Source organism: Protofrankia sp. BMG5.30, assembly GCF_001983005.1.
GTDB classification, from domain to species: domain Bacteria; phylum Actinomycetota; class Actinomycetes; order Frankiales; family Frankiaceae; genus Protofrankia; species Protofrankia coriariae.
Map to the genome: position 1 here is coordinate 320,137 of NZ_MOME01000005.1, position 16,896 is coordinate 337,032.

The 16,896-nt window shown below is 70.1% G+C and carries 11 protein-coding genes; 4 read left to right on the forward strand and 7 right to left on the reverse strand.

All coding sequences use genetic code 11. The features are described 5' to 3' along the window. Positions 1 to 218: 218 nt before the first annotated feature. Positions 219 to 1,139 carry an NADP-dependent oxidoreductase gene (locus tag BL254_RS03080; RefSeq protein WP_047222062.1) on the reverse strand — a complete coding sequence of 307 codons (921 nt, stop codon included), beginning with the start codon at positions 1,137 to 1,139 and terminating at the stop codon, positions 219 to 221. A 705-nt stretch (positions 1,140 to 1,844) separates the two neighbouring features. Between BL254_RS03080 and BL254_RS03085 the strand changes: the two genes are divergently transcribed. Next, positions 1,845 to 2,714, forward strand: coding sequence for an arpA protein (locus tag BL254_RS03085; protein WP_076842448.1), 870 nt, complete (start codon positions 1,845 to 1,847; stop codon positions 2,712 to 2,714). 1,164 nt (positions 2,715 to 3,878) lie between these two features. Further along, positions 3,879 to 5,687, forward strand: a complete 1,809-nt coding sequence (locus BL254_RS03090; protein WP_076842473.1) for a choline/carnitine O-acyltransferase — start codon at positions 3,879 to 3,881, stop codon at positions 5,685 to 5,687. A gap of 82 nt (positions 5,688 to 5,769) precedes the next feature. On the opposite strand, the gene BL254_RS03095 is transcribed toward BL254_RS03090, so the two are convergent. From BL254_RS03095 to BL254_RS26775, 4 genes are all read right to left on the reverse strand, one after another. Beyond that, positions 5,770 to 8,022, reverse strand: a complete 2,253-nt coding sequence (locus tag BL254_RS03095) for an efflux RND transporter periplasmic adaptor subunit (protein ID WP_047222060.1) — start codon at positions 8,020 to 8,022, stop codon at positions 5,770 to 5,772. A gap of 177 nt (positions 8,023 to 8,199) precedes the next feature. Further along, positions 8,200 to 9,432 (reverse strand): ABC transporter permease, encoded by a 1,233-nt coding sequence (locus BL254_RS03105; RefSeq protein ID WP_076842449.1) that lies wholly within the window; start codon positions 9,430 to 9,432, stop codon positions 8,200 to 8,202. Further along, positions 9,429 to 10,310, reverse strand: a complete 882-nt coding sequence (locus BL254_RS03110) for an ABC transporter ATP-binding protein (RefSeq protein ID WP_047222057.1) — start codon at positions 10,308 to 10,310, stop codon at positions 9,429 to 9,431. Before BL254_RS03110 ends, BL254_RS03105 begins: the two co-directional genes overlap by 4 nt. Positions 10,311 to 10,313: 3 nt before the next feature. Beyond that, positions 10,314 to 11,591: an efflux RND transporter periplasmic adaptor subunit gene (locus BL254_RS26775; protein ID WP_162233172.1), complete on the reverse strand. Its 1,278-nt coding sequence runs from the start codon at positions 11,589 to 11,591 to the stop codon at positions 10,314 to 10,316. 929 nt (positions 11,592 to 12,520) lie between these two features. On the opposite strand from BL254_RS26775, the gene BL254_RS03125 reads away from it, so the two are divergent. Together BL254_RS03125 and BL254_RS03130 are read left to right on the forward strand one after the other, a co-directional pair. Then, positions 12,521 to 13,753, forward strand: a complete 1,233-nt coding sequence (locus tag BL254_RS03125; RefSeq protein ID WP_047222167.1) for an ROK family protein — start codon at positions 12,521 to 12,523, stop codon at positions 13,751 to 13,753. 341 nt (positions 13,754 to 14,094) lie between these two features. Then, positions 14,095 to 15,021 carry a TauD/TfdA family dioxygenase gene (locus BL254_RS03130; RefSeq protein WP_047222166.1) on the forward strand — a complete coding sequence of 309 codons (927 nt, stop codon included), beginning with the start codon at positions 14,095 to 14,097 and terminating at the stop codon, positions 15,019 to 15,021. A 99-nt stretch (positions 15,022 to 15,120) separates the two neighbouring features. Here the strand turns inward: BL254_RS03130 and BL254_RS03135 are convergent, their stop codons facing one another. Next, complete coding sequence (locus BL254_RS03135; RefSeq protein ID WP_047222054.1) at positions 15,121 to 15,978, reverse strand: amino acid ABC transporter permease; 858 nt, start codon at positions 15,976 to 15,978, stop codon at positions 15,121 to 15,123. Continuing rightward, positions 15,975 to 16,625, reverse strand: a complete 651-nt coding sequence (locus BL254_RS03140; RefSeq protein WP_047222053.1) for an amino acid ABC transporter permease — start codon at positions 16,623 to 16,625, stop codon at positions 15,975 to 15,977. The genes BL254_RS03135 and BL254_RS03140 overlap by 4 nt, the downstream gene beginning before the upstream one ends. Between the last annotated feature and the right edge of the window lie 271 nt (positions 16,626 to 16,896).

Here is a 16,896-nt window from a genome sequence, read left to right on the forward strand (position 1 = left end):
CCATCGCAGTCTCTCTCCCGCTGGAACCAACGACTGCCCACCATGGTAGACAGCCGGGTATGGGGTAGACAGCCTGCGGTTGACGCGGCGTCCACAGCCTGCTCCTGCCAGTGGGGCATCTGGGAGCGGCCCTGACGGGTGGGTTCCGGCGGGGCTGAGGCCGCCGTCCGACAGCGGCCCGGTCCGCTCGGAAGCGTTTCCGCTGGCGGGCGCGTTCGTCAGGACGGCAGTAGCACGATCTTGCCGCCAAGGTGGCCGGTCTGGCTGGCGTCGAGGGCGGCGGCCGCCTCGGTCAGCGGATACGTACGCCAGATCGGCAGCCGCAGACGGCCATCCCCGATCAGGGTGAGGATGTCCTGAATCGCCCTTATGGTGTCCTGCCCGCCACCGCCGACGTGGAAGCGGACCCCGTGGTCGGCGGCGTCGAACGCGGCGATGGTGAGCACCCGTTCGGGCCCGCCGGCCAGCTCGATCGAGACGGGCAGCTCACCGCGGCCCGACGCGTCGAGCACGGCGTCCACGCCCTGGGGAACGGCCGCGCGGACCCGGTCGGCCAGGCCGTCACCATAGGTGACCGGGATGGCGCCGATCGAACGCAGCAGCTCGTGGTTGGACTCGCTGGCGGTACCGATCACCCGCACGCCACGGGCGACGGCCAGCTGCACGGCGAAGACGCCGACGCCACCCGCGGCAGCGTGGATCAGCAGCGTCTCGCCCGCGGTGACACCGAGCAGATCGAGTACCTTCCACGCGGTGCCGCCGGCACCGGCAAGGCTGCCGGCGACCTCCCACGGCACCTCGGCCGGCCTGGTTACCAGCTCCGCCGGGTCGGCAAGCGCGAACTGGGCGTAGGAGGGGGTCGAGGAGGAGCCGAGCACCTCGTCGCCGACCGCGAAGGCGGTCACGCCGTCGCCGACCTGGTCGACGACACCGGCGACGTCGCTGCCCAGGCCCGCCGGCAGGTCCAGCCTGATCAGCTCCTGCAGGGCGCCCTGGAGGATCTTCCAGTCGACAGGGTTCACACTCACCGCCCGCACCGCGATCCGCACCTGGTCCGGACCGGCGACCGGGGCCGGGGCGTCGACGATGCGCAGCACGTCGCTGGTGCCGTACTCGGAGAACTGCGCTGCAATGGGCATCTGCTCGGCTCACAATCTGCTGACGGTCACAACGAGTGGTCATTCGCCCGGCCGGGGATGGTCCTACCGTCCAGACAGCGGACCGATTCGTCCTGACTTGTAACGCTGTTGATCGTAATTTGTAACATTTCCGTGCCGCGGCTTCCGTGTCCGGGCCTGGTCGTGCCCGGTACCGCTCGACCGGGCGGTCCTGGGCCGGCCGCACGGACGGAGCCGCCAACGTCCATCTGACGGTCACCCGACTGGCTGGTAATCACCCGACAATCGGCCCTCACTCACTCGGGGCTCACTCTTTAATCACCCGGTGTGACTATCGGCTGTGGCTGTCGACGGAGTCAAAATGAATATCGAGGGTGACGGCGGGGAAGGTCTGAACCGGTCGTGATCGACAGGCGTTTTCGAGGGTGGTGTCGCGTGTCACAAACGACTTCATGGCAATGAATCGAGGGCAACGATGTGCTAAGAGCCGAAAAGACTGTGCGATCATGTTTGTTTCGTGTCGGTGTCCGGCTCCTCGGGTGCTCCTGGCATGCCCGGGGTGGGCGAGAAGACGCTGCGGACGTGACCTGTTCGCGGGGAGGGATAGGCCTTGACAGCGTGTGGATCGGGCGACTGTCGGCGGATGGACGTCGGTCGTGGGGATCGTCCGGGCGGTTGTACTGTCCCGTCTCGCTATTATGATCATGGTCGGCGGAGGAGAACTTCATGATCGCATCGGAGGCCCGGCTGATCGAGCAGGTGGTCAGCGCGACCTGCTATCCCCTGACGGAGCCGGGTGGCGCCGACTGGGAGCACGTGGTTTCTCGTACCCGGCAGGAGTTACACGCCCACGGCTGCAGCATACTGCACAACTTCATCCAGCCCGCCCGGCGTGAAGAAATACGACTGGAATGTGCCGCGGTCGCTCCCCGGGCATATTATGACGTCGAGACCGTCAATGCCTACAACATAGCCACCGACGTGGATCTGCCGGCGGACCATCCTGGTCGGCTGCCGATGCGGCGTGGTAACGCCTTCGTAGCGCGTGATCGTATCCCCGACGATTTTGTCATTCATCGRCTCTACGCCAGTGAACTGTTCYAGAATTTCATTGCCAGTTGTTTCGAGCTGCCCCGGGTCCACGAGCTCGCGGATCCCCTGGCTGGGCTGTGTCTCAACGTCGTCACCCCGGGCATGGAACATCCATGGCACTTCGACACGAACGAGTTCGCGGTGAGCCTGCTCACGCAGGAGCCAGAGGACGGCGGGGCGTTCGAGTACTGCCCGGGTATCAGGTCCACGACGACGGAGAACTTTGCCGACGTACGGGCTGTGCTGGCCGGCCGCGGTGGGCACCTGATCCGTCGGGTGTCCCTGCGCCCCGGGGATCTGCAGCTGTTCAGGGGCCGTTATTCGATGCACCGGGTGAGCGCCGTGCGAGGTGGCACCGCGCGCCACTCGGCGATTTTCTCATACAGCGAACGCCCTGGGGTGGTCGGCAGCGTGGAGCGGACGAGGCAGCTTTTCGGCCGGGTGCTGCCCGAGCATCTGGCGGCCGCTGGACACGCCGTGCGGGTCGACCAACTGTTGGATTAGGCCGTTTCCGGCGGACGCCGGTCGGAGCGGGTGACGTCCCGCTCCGACCGGGAATCCGCCGCCGGAAACGGCCTGGGGGGGCGATCGGCGGCCCGGGCCCGGCGCCGGTCAGTTGCCTGTTCCGTGATCCAAGGAGGAACCCAACCCGTGCGTTTTGATGCCACTGGAAAAGTTTCACTCGATCACATCTACACGCAGCCCGACCCGTACGCCTATTTCGACACGTTGCGCAAGCTCGACTACGACATCCCGCAGCTGGCGAAACCGTATTTCGTCAAAATCATCGAGGCGTATCGGGAGTTACAGGGAAAGTCAGGTGTAAACGTCCTGGACATCGGTTGTTCCTACGGTATCAACGCGGCTCTGCTGAAATGTGACGCGAGTATGGCGGAACTGTACGGACGGTACTGCGACCGGGACGTCGACACACCGGACCGTGACACGCTGCTGGCCCGTGACCAGGAGCTGGTCCGGTCGCGGGCCGACCCGCGCCGGATCCGGTTCGTGGGCCTGGACACCTCGCGGCCCGCCCTCTCGTACGCACTCGCGGCCGGTTTCATCGACGACGCGGTGCACGCCGATCTGGAGGAGAACGACCCCACCTGGCGACAGCGCCGGCAGCTGGCCGACACGGACCTGGTCATTTCGACCGGTTGCATCGGCTACGTCACCCACCGGACCCTCGCGCGGGTGGTCCACGCGAACGACGAGCGCCGGCCGTGGATGGCGCATTTCGTCCTGCGGATGTTCCCGTTCGAGCCCGTCGAGGAGAGCCTGGCCGGACTGGGATACGAGACCTTCCATCTCGAGCACATGTTCCGGCAACGGCGGTTCGCCTCCTCCCAGGAACAGGCGCTCGTGCTGGACACTCTCTACAGCGTCGGCGTGGACCCGAGCGGTCTGGAAACCGACGGCTGGCTCTACGCGCAGCTCTACGTCTCCCGGCCGCGCGGCACGAAGGATTGCGTGGTCATCGACCTCGCAAGCAGCAACGGATCATCAACCGGCAAGAAATCGTCCAAATCCCCACAATCACCGAGGTCGAGGATCACATTGACTGTCAACCAGGAACTGAGCGTGGCCCAGGAACTGTCAGCCACCGCCCCCGCCTCCGCCGCTCCTGCCAGTCAGGAGCCGCCCACCCCCACCCCTGCCGAGCAGGAACTGTCCACCCGTACCTTTGGCAATGAGGACCAGCTGCCACGGGTGCCGCTGCCCACGCTGGAGGAGAGCTCCGAGAGATTCCTCGAGTGGGCGGCACCGCTGCTGACCGCGGACGAACTGGCCCGGACCGAGGCGGCGGTGGCCGCGTTCCGGGGGCCGGGCGGCCCCGGTCAGCGGCTCCACCAGGCACTGGTGGAGTATGACGCCACCGAGGGCGTGCACAGCTGGCTCGACACGTTCTGGCCGTCCCGGTATCTGGGCCGCCGCGACCGCATCGCGCTCAACGCGAACTTCTTCTTCCTGTTCAAGAAATCGCCGCTGGGACAGATCGAACGGGCCGCCGGCCTTGTCGCCGCGGCCGTCAACTACAAGCTGCAGCTCGACGACGAACGCATCCCGCCGGCCGTCCAGCGGGAACGGCCGCTGTCGATGGAGCAGAACAAGTTCCTGTTCTCCACGACACGGATACCCGGGGCCGTACAGGACACCGTCCGCGTACCGTACAGCGAGCAGTGGCCGGGCCCGTCCCAGGCGCGTCACATCGCGGTGTTCTTCCGCGGGAACATCTTCCATCTGGACGTGCTGGGCCCCGACGGCCGGCCGTACACCTTAGACGATCTCGCGGCGGGCCTGGAGGCGATCAGGAAGGCCGGTGCGACCCCGGCCGCGCCGGACACCGCCGTCGGACATCTGACCACCAAGGCCCGGGCGGAGTGGGCGGCCAGCCGGCAGACGCTGACTGCCCACCACCCCGGCAACGCCGCCGCGCTCGACGAGCTGGAAACCGCGCTGTTCCTCCTGGACCTGGAGGACATCACGCCCACGGACACCCAGGAGGCGTGCGACCAGCTGTTGTACGGCAACAGCGGTAACCGGTGGTTCGACAAGGCCGTCTCCCTGATCGTCTTCGAGGACGGCACCGCGGGTATCAACATCGAGCACTGCGGTCTGGACGGAACCACGATTCTCAGCTTCGTCGACACGCTGCTGGGTTCCTCACCCGAGGAGCACTCGGCGCAGTCGGGGGYCGTCCCCCAGGGCCTGCCGGACATCAGACCCATCGAGTTCGTGCTGGACAGCGACCTGCGGGCCGACATACAGGCCGCCGGCGAGGCGTTCGCGGCGTATGGCGCCGCCACCGCCACGACCATCCTGTCGTTCGACGACTTCGGCGGAAACCGGGCCAAGCAGCTGCGGGTGTCACCGGACGCGTTCGTGCAGCTGGCGTACCAGCTCGCGCACAAGCGGGCCAAAGGGCTGACCGGCGCCACCTACGAGTCGATCGCCACTCGGCAGTACCGGCGCGGGCGCACCGAGGCGATGCGCGTCGTCACACCCGAGGTGCTGCGCTTTGTGGCCACGCTGGACGATCCGACGGCGGACGCGGCGACCCGCCGGGCGGCGTTCCGGGCCGCCGCCGAGAAGCACGTGGCACGGGCGAAGCAGTRCCAGTCGGGGCAGGCACCCGAACAGCACCTGTGGGAGCTGCAGCTCATCCAGAAACGGCGCGGTGAGGAACTGGGGGTGACCGAACCGCTCGACCTGTACGACAGCCCGGGCTGGGTGAAGCTGCGGGACGACTACCTGAGCACCAGCTCCGCGCCCTCGGTCAACATCGAGTACTTCGGTTTCGGCTCGACCAGCAGCCAGTGCATCGGCATCGCCTACGTGCTGCTGCCCGACCGCTTCAACCTCTACCTGAGCACACCGCGCGCGGTGGCCGACGGGCTGTACACCTTCGTCGACCGACTCCGTGAAGCGGTCTACGAACTCCAGGACCTCCTCGCCACCGAGACCCCGGAGAACTGACCAGTCCCTTCGTCCCCGAACATTCGCAACTGTTTCTCCTGTTTCTCCGCCGAGGTGGCGGCTGGACGGGGTGGGTGAGCCGTCACCCGTTCCGTCTGCCGCCTCCTCCGTTGACGACGAAGCCGCCGCCACCGGCGCCACCGCCGGTGAGGCCGCCGCGGCCGCTGGTGAGGCCGCCGCCGGCCGGTCCGAGGCCGGCGCCGCCGAGGCCGCGCGGGGTGGTGTTGCCGGTGGGCAGGGGGGCGTTCAGGTCCGCGAGGACGACCTGGTCGCCTTCGGACAGGCCGGACGTCACCTGGGTGAAGGCCGTGCCGACCGCGCCCACCCGCACCGGCACGCTGGTCACCCTGCCGTCGCGCAGGACGGACACGACGTACCGGTTGCCGATCCGCAGCACCGCCGATGTCGGCACGGCGAGTGCGTCCGTCGCGCTGGCGGTGACGATGGCCACGGCCGCGCCCGAGCCGGCGAACAGCTTCCCGCCGCCGTCGTCGTTCAGGCCGATGGTCACCGGATAGGCCACCCCGGACGACGATCCCGACGACCCGGCCGAGGCCGTCCCGCCGGACGCGGTGGACGCCGCCGGGAGCAGGCCGACCGCCACCACGGTGCCGGTCAGCGGGGAGCTGGTCCCGTCGGGGGTGATCCTGGCCCTGGCACCGATCTTCACGGCAGCCAGGTCGCTGTCGCTGACGGTCGTCGTCACCTGCATGGCGTCCGGGTTCAGCACGACGATCGTGGCCGTGCTCGACCCGGCGCTGACGGACTGGCCGGGGGCGATGTTGACGGCGGCCACCAGACCGCTGATCGGGCTGATCAGCCGTGCCTGCTCCAGGCTCTGCTGGGCGACCAGGAGCACGGCGTCGGCCGCGTCGACCGCGGCCTGGTCGGCGGCGATCTGAGCGGCGGACGCCGGCGCGCGTGAGCCGCCCGTTCCCGCGCCGCCCGTCCCTGAGCCGCCCCCGCCCGCGGCACCACCCGCACCCGTGCCACCCGCCGCGGACCGGCCTGTCGCGCCGCCCCCGGCCGTACCGCCAGGCGCGCCGCCCCCGGCTGCCGTGCCGCCGAGCGTGTTCTGGTCGCCGTGGGTAGTTGTCCCCTCGCTCTGGCCCGTGCCGCTGGTCGCTGCCCCGGCTCCGGTCGGTCCGGACGACGGTCGGTCCGCACCCGCACCCGCACCCGCACCCGCTTCGGTGCCCGGTGCTGTTCCTGAGCTTGCTCCTGTTCCTGGGGCTGCTCCTGTGCCTGGGCTCGCGCCTGCGTCCGGTTGCGGCCCGGGGGACTGCTGCCCGCCCTGGGCCTGGGCCAGCAGCTGCGCGACCGCGGCGTCGAGGGCCGCTATGTCCGCCGCGACCGCGCGCAGCCGCTCGTTGAGCGCCTCCTGTTCGGCGAGGACCTGCTGGAGCAGCGCCGCACAGTCCGTACCGTCGGGCGCCGCGCTGCTGGTCGCCGGCGTCGTGGCCGCCGCGGCGGCCGGTGACGACAGGGATGCCGGGGCCACGGTGCCCGAGCCCGAGATCCCGCCGCCGGGCGTGGCGCCGGATGCTGCCGAGCCCGAGGCGGCACCCCCGCTCTGGTGGTCTCCGCCCTGGTGCAGGCCGTCCAGGAACGACTGGCATACCGACTGCTCGTGGACGAGATCGGCCTTGATCTGGGACAGGATCGTGTCGGCGGCGTGCTGGTCGGCCAGCAACCGCTGTTGGTACTGCCTGACGAGATCCTCGGCCGAGTCCGCCGCCCCGGTCGTCCCCGTGCCGCCGGCGGCTCCGGCCGGTGCTGTGCCGCCCGCATCCCCTGTTGCCGTCACCTGGCCCACATCCTGGACGCCGGCTCGGCCCGAGGTGACGAACAGCGCCGCACTGACCCCACCGGTCCCAGCCGATGCCGATGCGGGCGCGGCGGTGGACGCACCGGTGGACGCCGAGGCCGTGCCGGCCGTGCTCTGGCTGGCCTGGTCGGCGGCGAGCCTCGCCTGCGCCGAAGCGAGGGCGGACCGGGCGCTGTCGACCGCCGCGGCCAGGGCGGACGTGTCGAGCTCGGCCAGCACATCACCCGTTGTCACGTGCTGGCCCACCGTCACGGCAACCCTGGTCACCCGTCCGCTGACGGGGAAACTCACCGCTGCCTGGCTGATGGCTGTCACGGTGCCGGTGGAGTTCAGTGTCGCCTCGACACTGCGATGGGTGACCGCGGCGGTCCGGTAGGACGGCCCGCCCGAGGCGGCCGTGGCCGCGAGAACTCCGCCGCCGGCCCCGCCGGCGACGACGATGACAGCGATCACCGTCGCCCGGCGGCGCAGCCGCTGCCGCCGGCCGCGTGAGTTCCGGTCAGCCACGGGTGCTCTCCCCGGTGCGGGTGGGCTCCCGGACAAAGACCGACGCGGGCACGATCGGTTCTGGCCCGATCGGTTCTGGCAGGTTCGGTTGGTCTGGCAGGCTCGGTTCGGGCACGGTGGGCTCGTTTTTCTGATCGTGGCCCCGGAGGCGGGACAGGGCCGGGCGGCGGCGGGTCGTCATTCGCTGCGCAGCGCGTCGATGGGGGCCAACCTGGCCGCCCTGCTGGCCGGGTAGACGCCGAATCCGACGCCGATCCCCATCGCGACGACGATCGCGCCGACGGTCGCGGGGAGCGAGACGTCGATCCGTTGGGAGATCAGGTGGGGGAGCAGTGCGTCCCCCAGCAGCCCGAGGGCGGCGCCGGCGAGCCCGCCGGCCAGGCCGAGGATGGACGCCTCCACCAGGAACTGGCGTCTGATCACCCGGGGCGGCGCGCCCAGCGCTTTGCGCAGGCCGATCTCTCGGATGYGTTCGGTGACGGAAACCAGCATGATGTTCATCACGCCGATGCCGCCGACCAGCAGTGAGATCGCGGCGATCCCGCCGAGCAGCACGGTGAGTGTCCGGTCCACCGAGGTGGCGGCGGCCAGGATGGACTGTTGGCTGGCGATGGTGAAGTCGGCGGCGGCGGGCGTGCTGACGTGGTGCAGCGCCAGCAGCGTGTTGGTGGCCTCCTGGTGAGCGGCCGACAACGTCTGCGACGACGACGCCTCCAGGTAGATGTTCTGTACGGAGCTGCGGGYCGCCCCGCCGAACACCCGGTTCGCCGCGGTGCTGATCGGCAGGATCGCCTGGTCGTCCTCGTTGGCCGTGGCGGACGAGCCGGCTGCCGCGAGCGTCCCGACCACCTGCATGGGGACTCCGGAGACCGCCACGGTCGCGCCGACCGGGTCACGGCCGCCGAACAGCTGCTCGGCGGTGCTGGCGGCGAGCACGACGACCGCGGCCTGGGCGGTGACATCCTGGCTGGTCAGGAAGCGGCCAGACGCGATCTTGCGAGCCCGGACCGACAGCCAGTCGGGCGTCGTCCCGACGACCGTGGTGGTCCAGTTCGACGTGCCGGCCGTCAGCGACAGGCTGCGCTGGCTGGCCGGCGCGACCGCGGCGATGTCCGGAGCGACGTCCTTCGAGGCCAGGGCATCGGCGTCGTGCAYGGTCAGGGTCGAGGCCGAGCCGAAGCCGCCGCGGACGCCGTCGCTGCTGGTGGCGCTRCCCGGGGTGACCACGAGCAGGTTGCTGCCCAGGGAGTTGATCTGGTCGCGGACCTGGTTCTGGGCGCCCTGGCCGAGCCCCACCGTGAGGATGACCGCGGCGATGCCGATGAGAATCCCGAGGACGGTCAGAGCCGAACGGGACCGGTGCGTACGTACCGCCTCGATGCCGATGCGCAGTGTCTCCAGCCAGCTCATGGGCGGATCACCCAGGTGAGCCGGGCCGGGTCGCCATGGGCTGCCTTCTCGTGCCTGTGCCCGGGCCCGAGCACAGGCACGGGAGCGGGGCCCGGGCCGGCGACGGCTCCGAATCCGACGTCCCCGGGCCCGTCGGCGTCATCACTCGGATGATCAGAGCTGGTGTCGTACTGGATGCCGCCGTCCCGGATGCGCACCACCCGGCCGGCGGTGGCGGCGACCTCGGGTTCGTGGGTGATGAGCACGATCGTGCGGCCGGACGCGTGCAACTCGCCGAGCAGGTCGAGCACGTCCTGGGTGGACGCGCTGTCGAGGTTGCCGGTCGGTTCGTCGGCGAGGATGAGCGCGGGGTCGGTGACCAGCGCCCGGGCGACGGCGACCCGCTGCTGCTGGCCGCCGGAGAGCTCGTTCGGGCGGTGGGCGATCCGGTCCCCCAGGCCCACCTTCTCCAGCGCCTCGATCGCCCGGACGCGACGCTGCGCCCGTCCTGTCCCGGCGTAGCACAACGGCAGCTCCACGTTGCGCCACGCGGACAGGGTGGGAAGCAGATTGAACTGCTGGAAGACGAAGCCGATCCGCCGGTTGCGGATCTCGGCGAGAGCGTCCTCGGACATCCGGGCGACATCCTCGCCAGCAAGGCGATAGTGGCCCGCGGTGGGTATGTCGAGGCAGCCGAGGATGTTCATCAGGGTCGACTTCCCCGACCCGGACGGGCCCATGATCGCTATGTACTCTCCCTCGGAGATACGCAGGTCGACGCCGCGCAGCGCGTCGACCTCGATGGCGCCGGTCCGGTAGGTCTTGCGAACACCGTCGAGTTCGATGACGGGTGGCGAGCCGGCCGGCGGCTCGGCGAGGAGTGATCCGCTCTCGGCCACGGCTCAGCCCGCCCCGCCGCCGCGGACGCCTCCGCCGAACCCGGCACCGGCACCGCCGAACCCGGCACCGCCGAACCCGGGACCGCCACCGGCACCGCCGCCGAAGCCGCCGGAACGGCCGTTCGGGACTTCCCCGCCACCACCGGAGCGTCCGGCGGAGGCCGTCTCGGGCAGCAGCACCATGTCGCCGGCCGCCAGCCCCTCGGTGATCTGCGTGACGCCACCGGAACTCGCGCCGACCGTCACCGTCCGGGGCACCTGCCGGCCCTCGACCAGCTGGTACACCTGCGCCTGGGCGCCGCTGTAGTGCAGGGCCGCGGTCGGCACGGTCAGGACGCCGGTGAGCTGCTGGACGATGATCTGAACCTGGGCGCTGGCCCCGAGGTGCAGCCCAGCCGGGGTCCCGGTGACATCGATGGTGACCGGGTACATCGCGACTCCCGAAGCAGTCCCTGAGGTCGCCCCCGAGCTCTGGGCCGGCAGCAGACCGACGGTGGCGACCGTTCCGGACAGCGTCGTGGTGGCACCGTTCGGGGTGATGACCGCCTGGTCGCCCTTCTTGACCTCGCCGATCTGGGTGTCGTCGACGTTTGCCGCGATCGTGTAGCCGTCCGAGCCGACCACCACCACCTGCGCGGACGAGGCCGACGCCGCGCTGGTCGAGGCGGAGCTAGTCGAGCTCCCACCGCCGCCTCCGCTCCCGCCGCCCGTCCCGCCGGAGGCGGCCGTCCCGCTGCCGGAGACCTGCTGGCCGACCGTCAGGTTGACGGTCGCGACCGTGCCGGCGATCGGTGAGGTCAGCGTCGCCTGGGACAGTGATTGCTGTGCCGCGGCCAGCGCGTTGCGTGCGGCGGTAACGGCCTGGTTGTCGGCGTTCACCTGCGCGTCGGACGCCCCGGCGCCGCGGTCCGCGGACAGTTTGGACTCGCTGGTGGCCACGGTGGCCTCGGCCTGCGCGACCGAGGCCGCCAGCGCCGCCGAGTCGATCGTGGCCAGCGCCTGTCCGGCCGTGACCTGCTGGCCGACGGTGACCGAAACACCGGTGACCCGGCCGGAGACACCGAAGGCCAGGTTGGCCTGGTGGGCGGCCTGAATGACCCCGGTGGCCGAAACTGTCTGCCGGATCGTCCCGGGGCCCGCCGCCACCAGCCGCGGACCGCTGCCGTCGGCGGACGAGGAAACCGCCAGGCCGATCGTTATGGAACCCGCCACGATCACAACGGCAGCCACCGCCGCAAGGGCAAGTGTCCTGCGTCCGATCCGTAGGCGCGTACGCCGCACCTGCATCCACTCCTCCGAAAGCCCCGGTGGACGGGGCGGGCCCGCTTGCGTGTCCGGCCGGCCGAAGAGCACACGATCACAGGTTTTTCGCGTGCCCGGACGACCTGCCGGAGACATCGGAACAAACACGGCCGGTGCTGATCGCGAGTGGTTCCCGACCGGGATCAACGCGCCTCAGCCTCGCGGAGAAGCCTTGGTATTTGCTGAGGGAATCCGGTGGAATTCCTGATCGTGGCTTTATCTGGCCATGATGTTCTGACCGGCGTCCGCTCGTTGTTGAATTGTTTGGCCGGTGCGTCCGTCAATGGAGGTTTTCGGTTACGGTGCGCGGTGCCGCGGCGAGCTCGCGGATCGTGGCCCGGGCCCGCTCGCGCTCCTGGCGCCGGCCCCGTCTCGGTGGCCTGCCGCGCCGGACGCCGGCCGGACGGTAGGCCGAGCCGGCGGCGGCCGGGATGCGAGACGGCGTTCCCACAGCGTTCCCACAGCGTTCCCCGCTGTGTTCCCCACCGATCTGGTTGACAACCATTCGGGTGTTGCCTAGCGTCGACCGCATGAGCCGGCATACCTATCTGGTCTGCCGCGCGCACGTTGACCTCCGTCGCGTGGCGAGCGCGCTCTGTCCGTCCGCCTGATGCCGCTGCTGGATTCTCAGCGTGTCCAGGCCGTCCGGATGCATGCCGGTCCTTCTTCGTCCCGGACTTCTCCGTTTCCCTGCCGGCAGGCGGCATCGAGAGGGTCGTCGGCCCTGACCAGGGTTTCGACTCCATCAGACTGATCATCTGCGAGACGGGCAACGTGGGTCCGCGCGGCTGCCCACTACGTGGGCCGTGACGACATCCGCACATCCGCGGCCCCGTCGAGTCCGCATGCAGCACCGCAGCGCGAGGAGGTCAGCCGTGCCGGCACGCAACCAGTTCCCGGCGTTGTCCATGACCGCGGGCCGCCCGGACCCGACAGGCACCGCCGCGGTGGTGCTGCGCGCCGTATTGGATCACGGGCCGGTGGCGCGCACCCTCATCGGCCGCGCGACCGGGCTGAGCCCGGCCGTGGTGTCGCGGCAGACCGCCGATCTGATCTCCCTCGGGCTGCTGCGCGAGCTGCCGGCGCTGTCCACCCCACCGCGTGCCGGTCGGCCGTTCGTCCCCCTGGATATCGATACCCAGCGTCACCTCGCCTGCGGGGTGCACATTGCCGTCCCCATCATCACCTTCGGTCTGGTGGACCTACGTGGCCAGGTGGTGGCCCAGGAGAGCGTGCCGCACCAGGGTGACGCGCGCGAGGTGCTGCGGCAGATCAGCCAGTATCTTCCCGGCTTCGTGGCGCGGCATGCCCGGGGCACCAGGCCGCTCGGGCTGGGGGTGGTCACCGGCGGCTGGGTGGACCCGCAGCGCGGCGTCATCGTCGAGCACGGTCTGCTCGGGTGGCGTGACGTGCCGGTCCGTCAGGTGCTCGCCGAGACGACCGGCCTGTCGGTCCATGTGGACGGCCATGCCCGCGCGCTGGCGCAGGCGGAGATCATGTTCGGGGATCCACGGGCGCGACGCAGCCTGGTCCACCTGTTCGTCGGGAACGTCGTCGACGCGGCGATCGCCACCGGCGGCGAGGTGCACTGGGGCCCGCACGCCGGAGCCGGGGACGTCGCCCACCTGCCGTTGGCGGACAGTTCGGTGCGCTGCCCCTGCGGGCGGTCCGGCTGTGTGCAGGCCGCCATCTCGGAACGGGTCCTGGTGGAGCGGGCGGCCCGGGAAGGGATGATCGAAAAGCCCGACCTGGGGCTCCTGCTGGACGCGGGCCGCCGCGGTGACCCCCGCGTACTGGCGCTCTTCCGCGACCGGCTGCGTGTCATCGGCCGGGTGGTGGCCCTGCTGCTGGACATGATCGATCCGGAGGTACTGGTACTCACCGAGGCTGCCGCGATCTTCTTGCCGGACCTGCTGCCCGACCTGTACGAGCAGATCGCGGCGCACTCGCGGGTGTGCGACAGCCCCGAGCGCATCGTGCTGCCCACCCGCTTCGGAGCGCACAGTCTTGCCGTCGCCGCGAGCGCGACCGTGCTGGACGCCGTCCACCGCAGCCCACGCAGCCTGCGCCCGGCCCCGGTCTCCGCCCCGGCTCGGACCCGAGCCCGGGCCGGGGTCGGGGCCGGGCGGCTGTCCGACTGAGTTATTTTCACTCGAGTGGTAAACATTGACCCGGCCGGCCCGCGGTATGAGTATCGAAACATGAGGCACATCGGGTACGCCATGTCCGGGCGTAGGCGTCAGGGTCGTGGTGCCGCGGCATTGTTCCGAATGATTCAGGGCTGGTAGCCGACTGCCGCTGTCGTTTTCCGCGGCACTCGTTTTTGCCTGTCACTCGTATTCCACCTGTATTCCGGTGGTCGGCTCCGCCTGTTCACGCAGGCCCGCACACGGCGGTGCCGGACCGGTTCTGTTCCGGGGCTGGCCGCGGCCACGACCGCGGCCGGCTGTTCTTTCCGTCAACCAGTCTGGAGCACGCAGCGATGACAAGTACCGTCCAGCGGCTGGGTATCGACGTCCGGCCGCTTTCTGGGCACACCGGAGCCGAGATTCACGGCGTCGACCTGAGCCAGCAGCTCGACGACGCCACGATCGCCGAGATCCGTTCCGCCCTGCTGCGCTGGAAGGTCGTCTTCTTCCGCGACCAGTCCATCGGCCACGCCGAGCAGATCGCCTTCGGCGTCAGGTTCGGTAAGATCACTCCTGCCCATCCGCACGAGGACGCCCCGCCCGAGGGCTTCCCGCAGATCCTGCCGATCGACAGCCGCCGTTACGAGAAGAAGTTCGGCAAGCGGAAGATCACCTATGACAACGGCTGGCACACTGATGTCACGGCCCTGGTGAACCCACCGGCCGGGTCGATTCTGCGCGCCGACATCGTCCCCCCGTACGGTGGTGACACCGCCTGGACCAATCTGGTCGCGGCCTATCAGGGCCTCCCGGAGGAGCTGCGTACGTTCGCCGACAGGCTACGGGCCAAGCACAGCTTCAGCCCTCGCCTGCTGGCCGGGACCCCCTATGGGGCGAAGATCGCGTCGAATCCGCTGGTGGCGATCCACCCGGTGGTCCGGGTGCACCCGGAAACGGGCGAGCGGGCGCTTTTCGTCAGCCCGAGCTTCACCTCCGGGGAAAACGAGATCATCGGATTCTCCCCGCGGCAGAGCCACCGGATTCTCGACCTCTTCTACGAGCAGATCGCCCGGCCCGAGTACACGGTGCGGTTCCGCTGGAGCCCGGGCGACGTCGCCTTCTGGGACAACCGGGCGACCGCGCATCTGGGCCCGTCCGACCTGGGCCACCTCGACTTCGACCGCGTGCTGTACCGGATCACCCTGGAAGGGGACATCCCGGTCGGGGTCGACGGGCGGCAGTCGGAACTCGTGGCCGGGCAGCCCTTCCTCGCCGGCTGACCGACGCACGAGGCGGGCTGTGGCCTGCGACCGCCGTCCGGTCGCCGGCCACGACCCGCCTCCGGTCGTCAGGCCACGGGTCGGGCGTGGGCCTGGCCGCTACCCGGTGGCCAGGTCCTCCGCGGGCACGGACGGCCTGGCCCGCCGGCCGGACAGCCGCGCCTCCAGGTAGGTCGCCAGCCTGGTCACCAGATAGTTGATGAGGATGAAGATGCCGCCGATGACCAGATAGGTCTGGATCGGGTTGTGCAGGGTCTGGATGGCGATCAGGGCCCGGCGCAGCAGCTCCTCGTAGGAGATGAAGGCCCCGAGCGAGGTGTCCTTGAGGATCACCACGAGCTGGCTGATCAGGGCCGGCAGCATCGAGCGGAACGCCTGCGGCAGCAGGACGATCCGCAGCGTCTGGCCGCGGGTGAGGCCCAGGGCGGCGGCCGCGTCGCGCTGCCCCTTCGGCACCGCGAGGATGCCCGCCCGGACGATCTCGGAGATGACCACCGAGTTGTAGGCGGTCAGACCGATCACGATGTACCACAGCGGCGGCAGCTTCAGCCCGTGGACCGGGAGAACCTGCGCCGCAAAGAAGATCGCGATCACCACGGGCACGCCGCGCAGCAGCTCGACCATCCCGACCACGGCCCACCGGTACCACCGGGCCGCGGAGATCCTGGTCGTCGCGATGAGCACCCCGAGCAGCAGGGAGAGGGACATCGCCAGGGCGGCGGCGGTCAGGGTGTGCACCAGACCGCCGCCGAGCAGACGCCACAGGTCCGCGAAGTCCTCGTCCCCGGGGTTGAACAGCGGACTCCACCGGCTGCCGTCGAACTGGCCGTTCGCCGCCAGCCGGCGGACGGCCAGCACCGCCAGGCCGACCAGCACGACACCGGCGACAACGCTGGCGACAGCGATCCGCCGGCGTCCCCGCGGGCCCGGGGCGTCGTAGAGAACCGAGCGGCTCACCGCGCCACCCGCAGCCGTTTCTCCGCCGCCAGCACGAGCAGGCCGGCGGGGATGACGATGACGAGATAGCCGATCACGACCCCGGCGTAGACCGGCAACGCGGGTTCCCCCCGCGCGCCGTTCAGCGTGCTCGCGACGCTGTAGAGCTCGCCGCCGACGCCGAACGCGCCGACGATCGCGGAGTTCTTCACCATCGCGATCCCGACGTTGCCCAGCGGAGGGATGACCGCCCGGATCGCCTGCGGCAGGATGACCAGCCGCAACGACTGGCCGAAGGTGAGGCCGATCGAGCGGGCGGCCTCCGCCTGGCCTGTTTCCACCGCGCCGATTCCGCTGCGTACCGCCTCACAGACGAACGCGGCGGTGTAGACGGTCAGCCCGGTGACCCCGAAGGCGAAGTACGAGCCGTTGATCCCCACCTCCGGCAGGCCGAAGGCGAAGGCGAACAGGACGATCGTCAGCGGGCAGTTGCGGACCAGCGTGACGTAGGCGGTGCCCACGGCGCGCAGGGGCGGCACCGGCGACACCCGGAATCCCGCGAGAACGACCCCGAGCAGCAACGCCGCCACGGCGACCAGACCACAGATCGTCAGTGTTCCCAGCAGGCCGTCGGCGTACAGGCCGAGGTTGTCGGTGATGACATCCATGGCGGCTCCGGGGTGGCGTTGGCTCGGGGTTACGGGCTCACAGCACTAACGGAACTAACAGCAGGTTACAAAGGTGACGAAGGCACCGGGCCAGGAAGATCCTGCTCAGGAGCAGGTGGCGAGCGTGGGCAGGGCCGGCGCGGCCCCGGCGACCTTGCCCGCCGTGGACTCCCAGGCCTTCGCGTAGCGGCCGTCCGCCGCCGCGGCGGTCAGCTGCTCGTCGATGAACTGGCAGAAGGCGGTGTCACCCTTTTTGATGCCGATGCCGTAG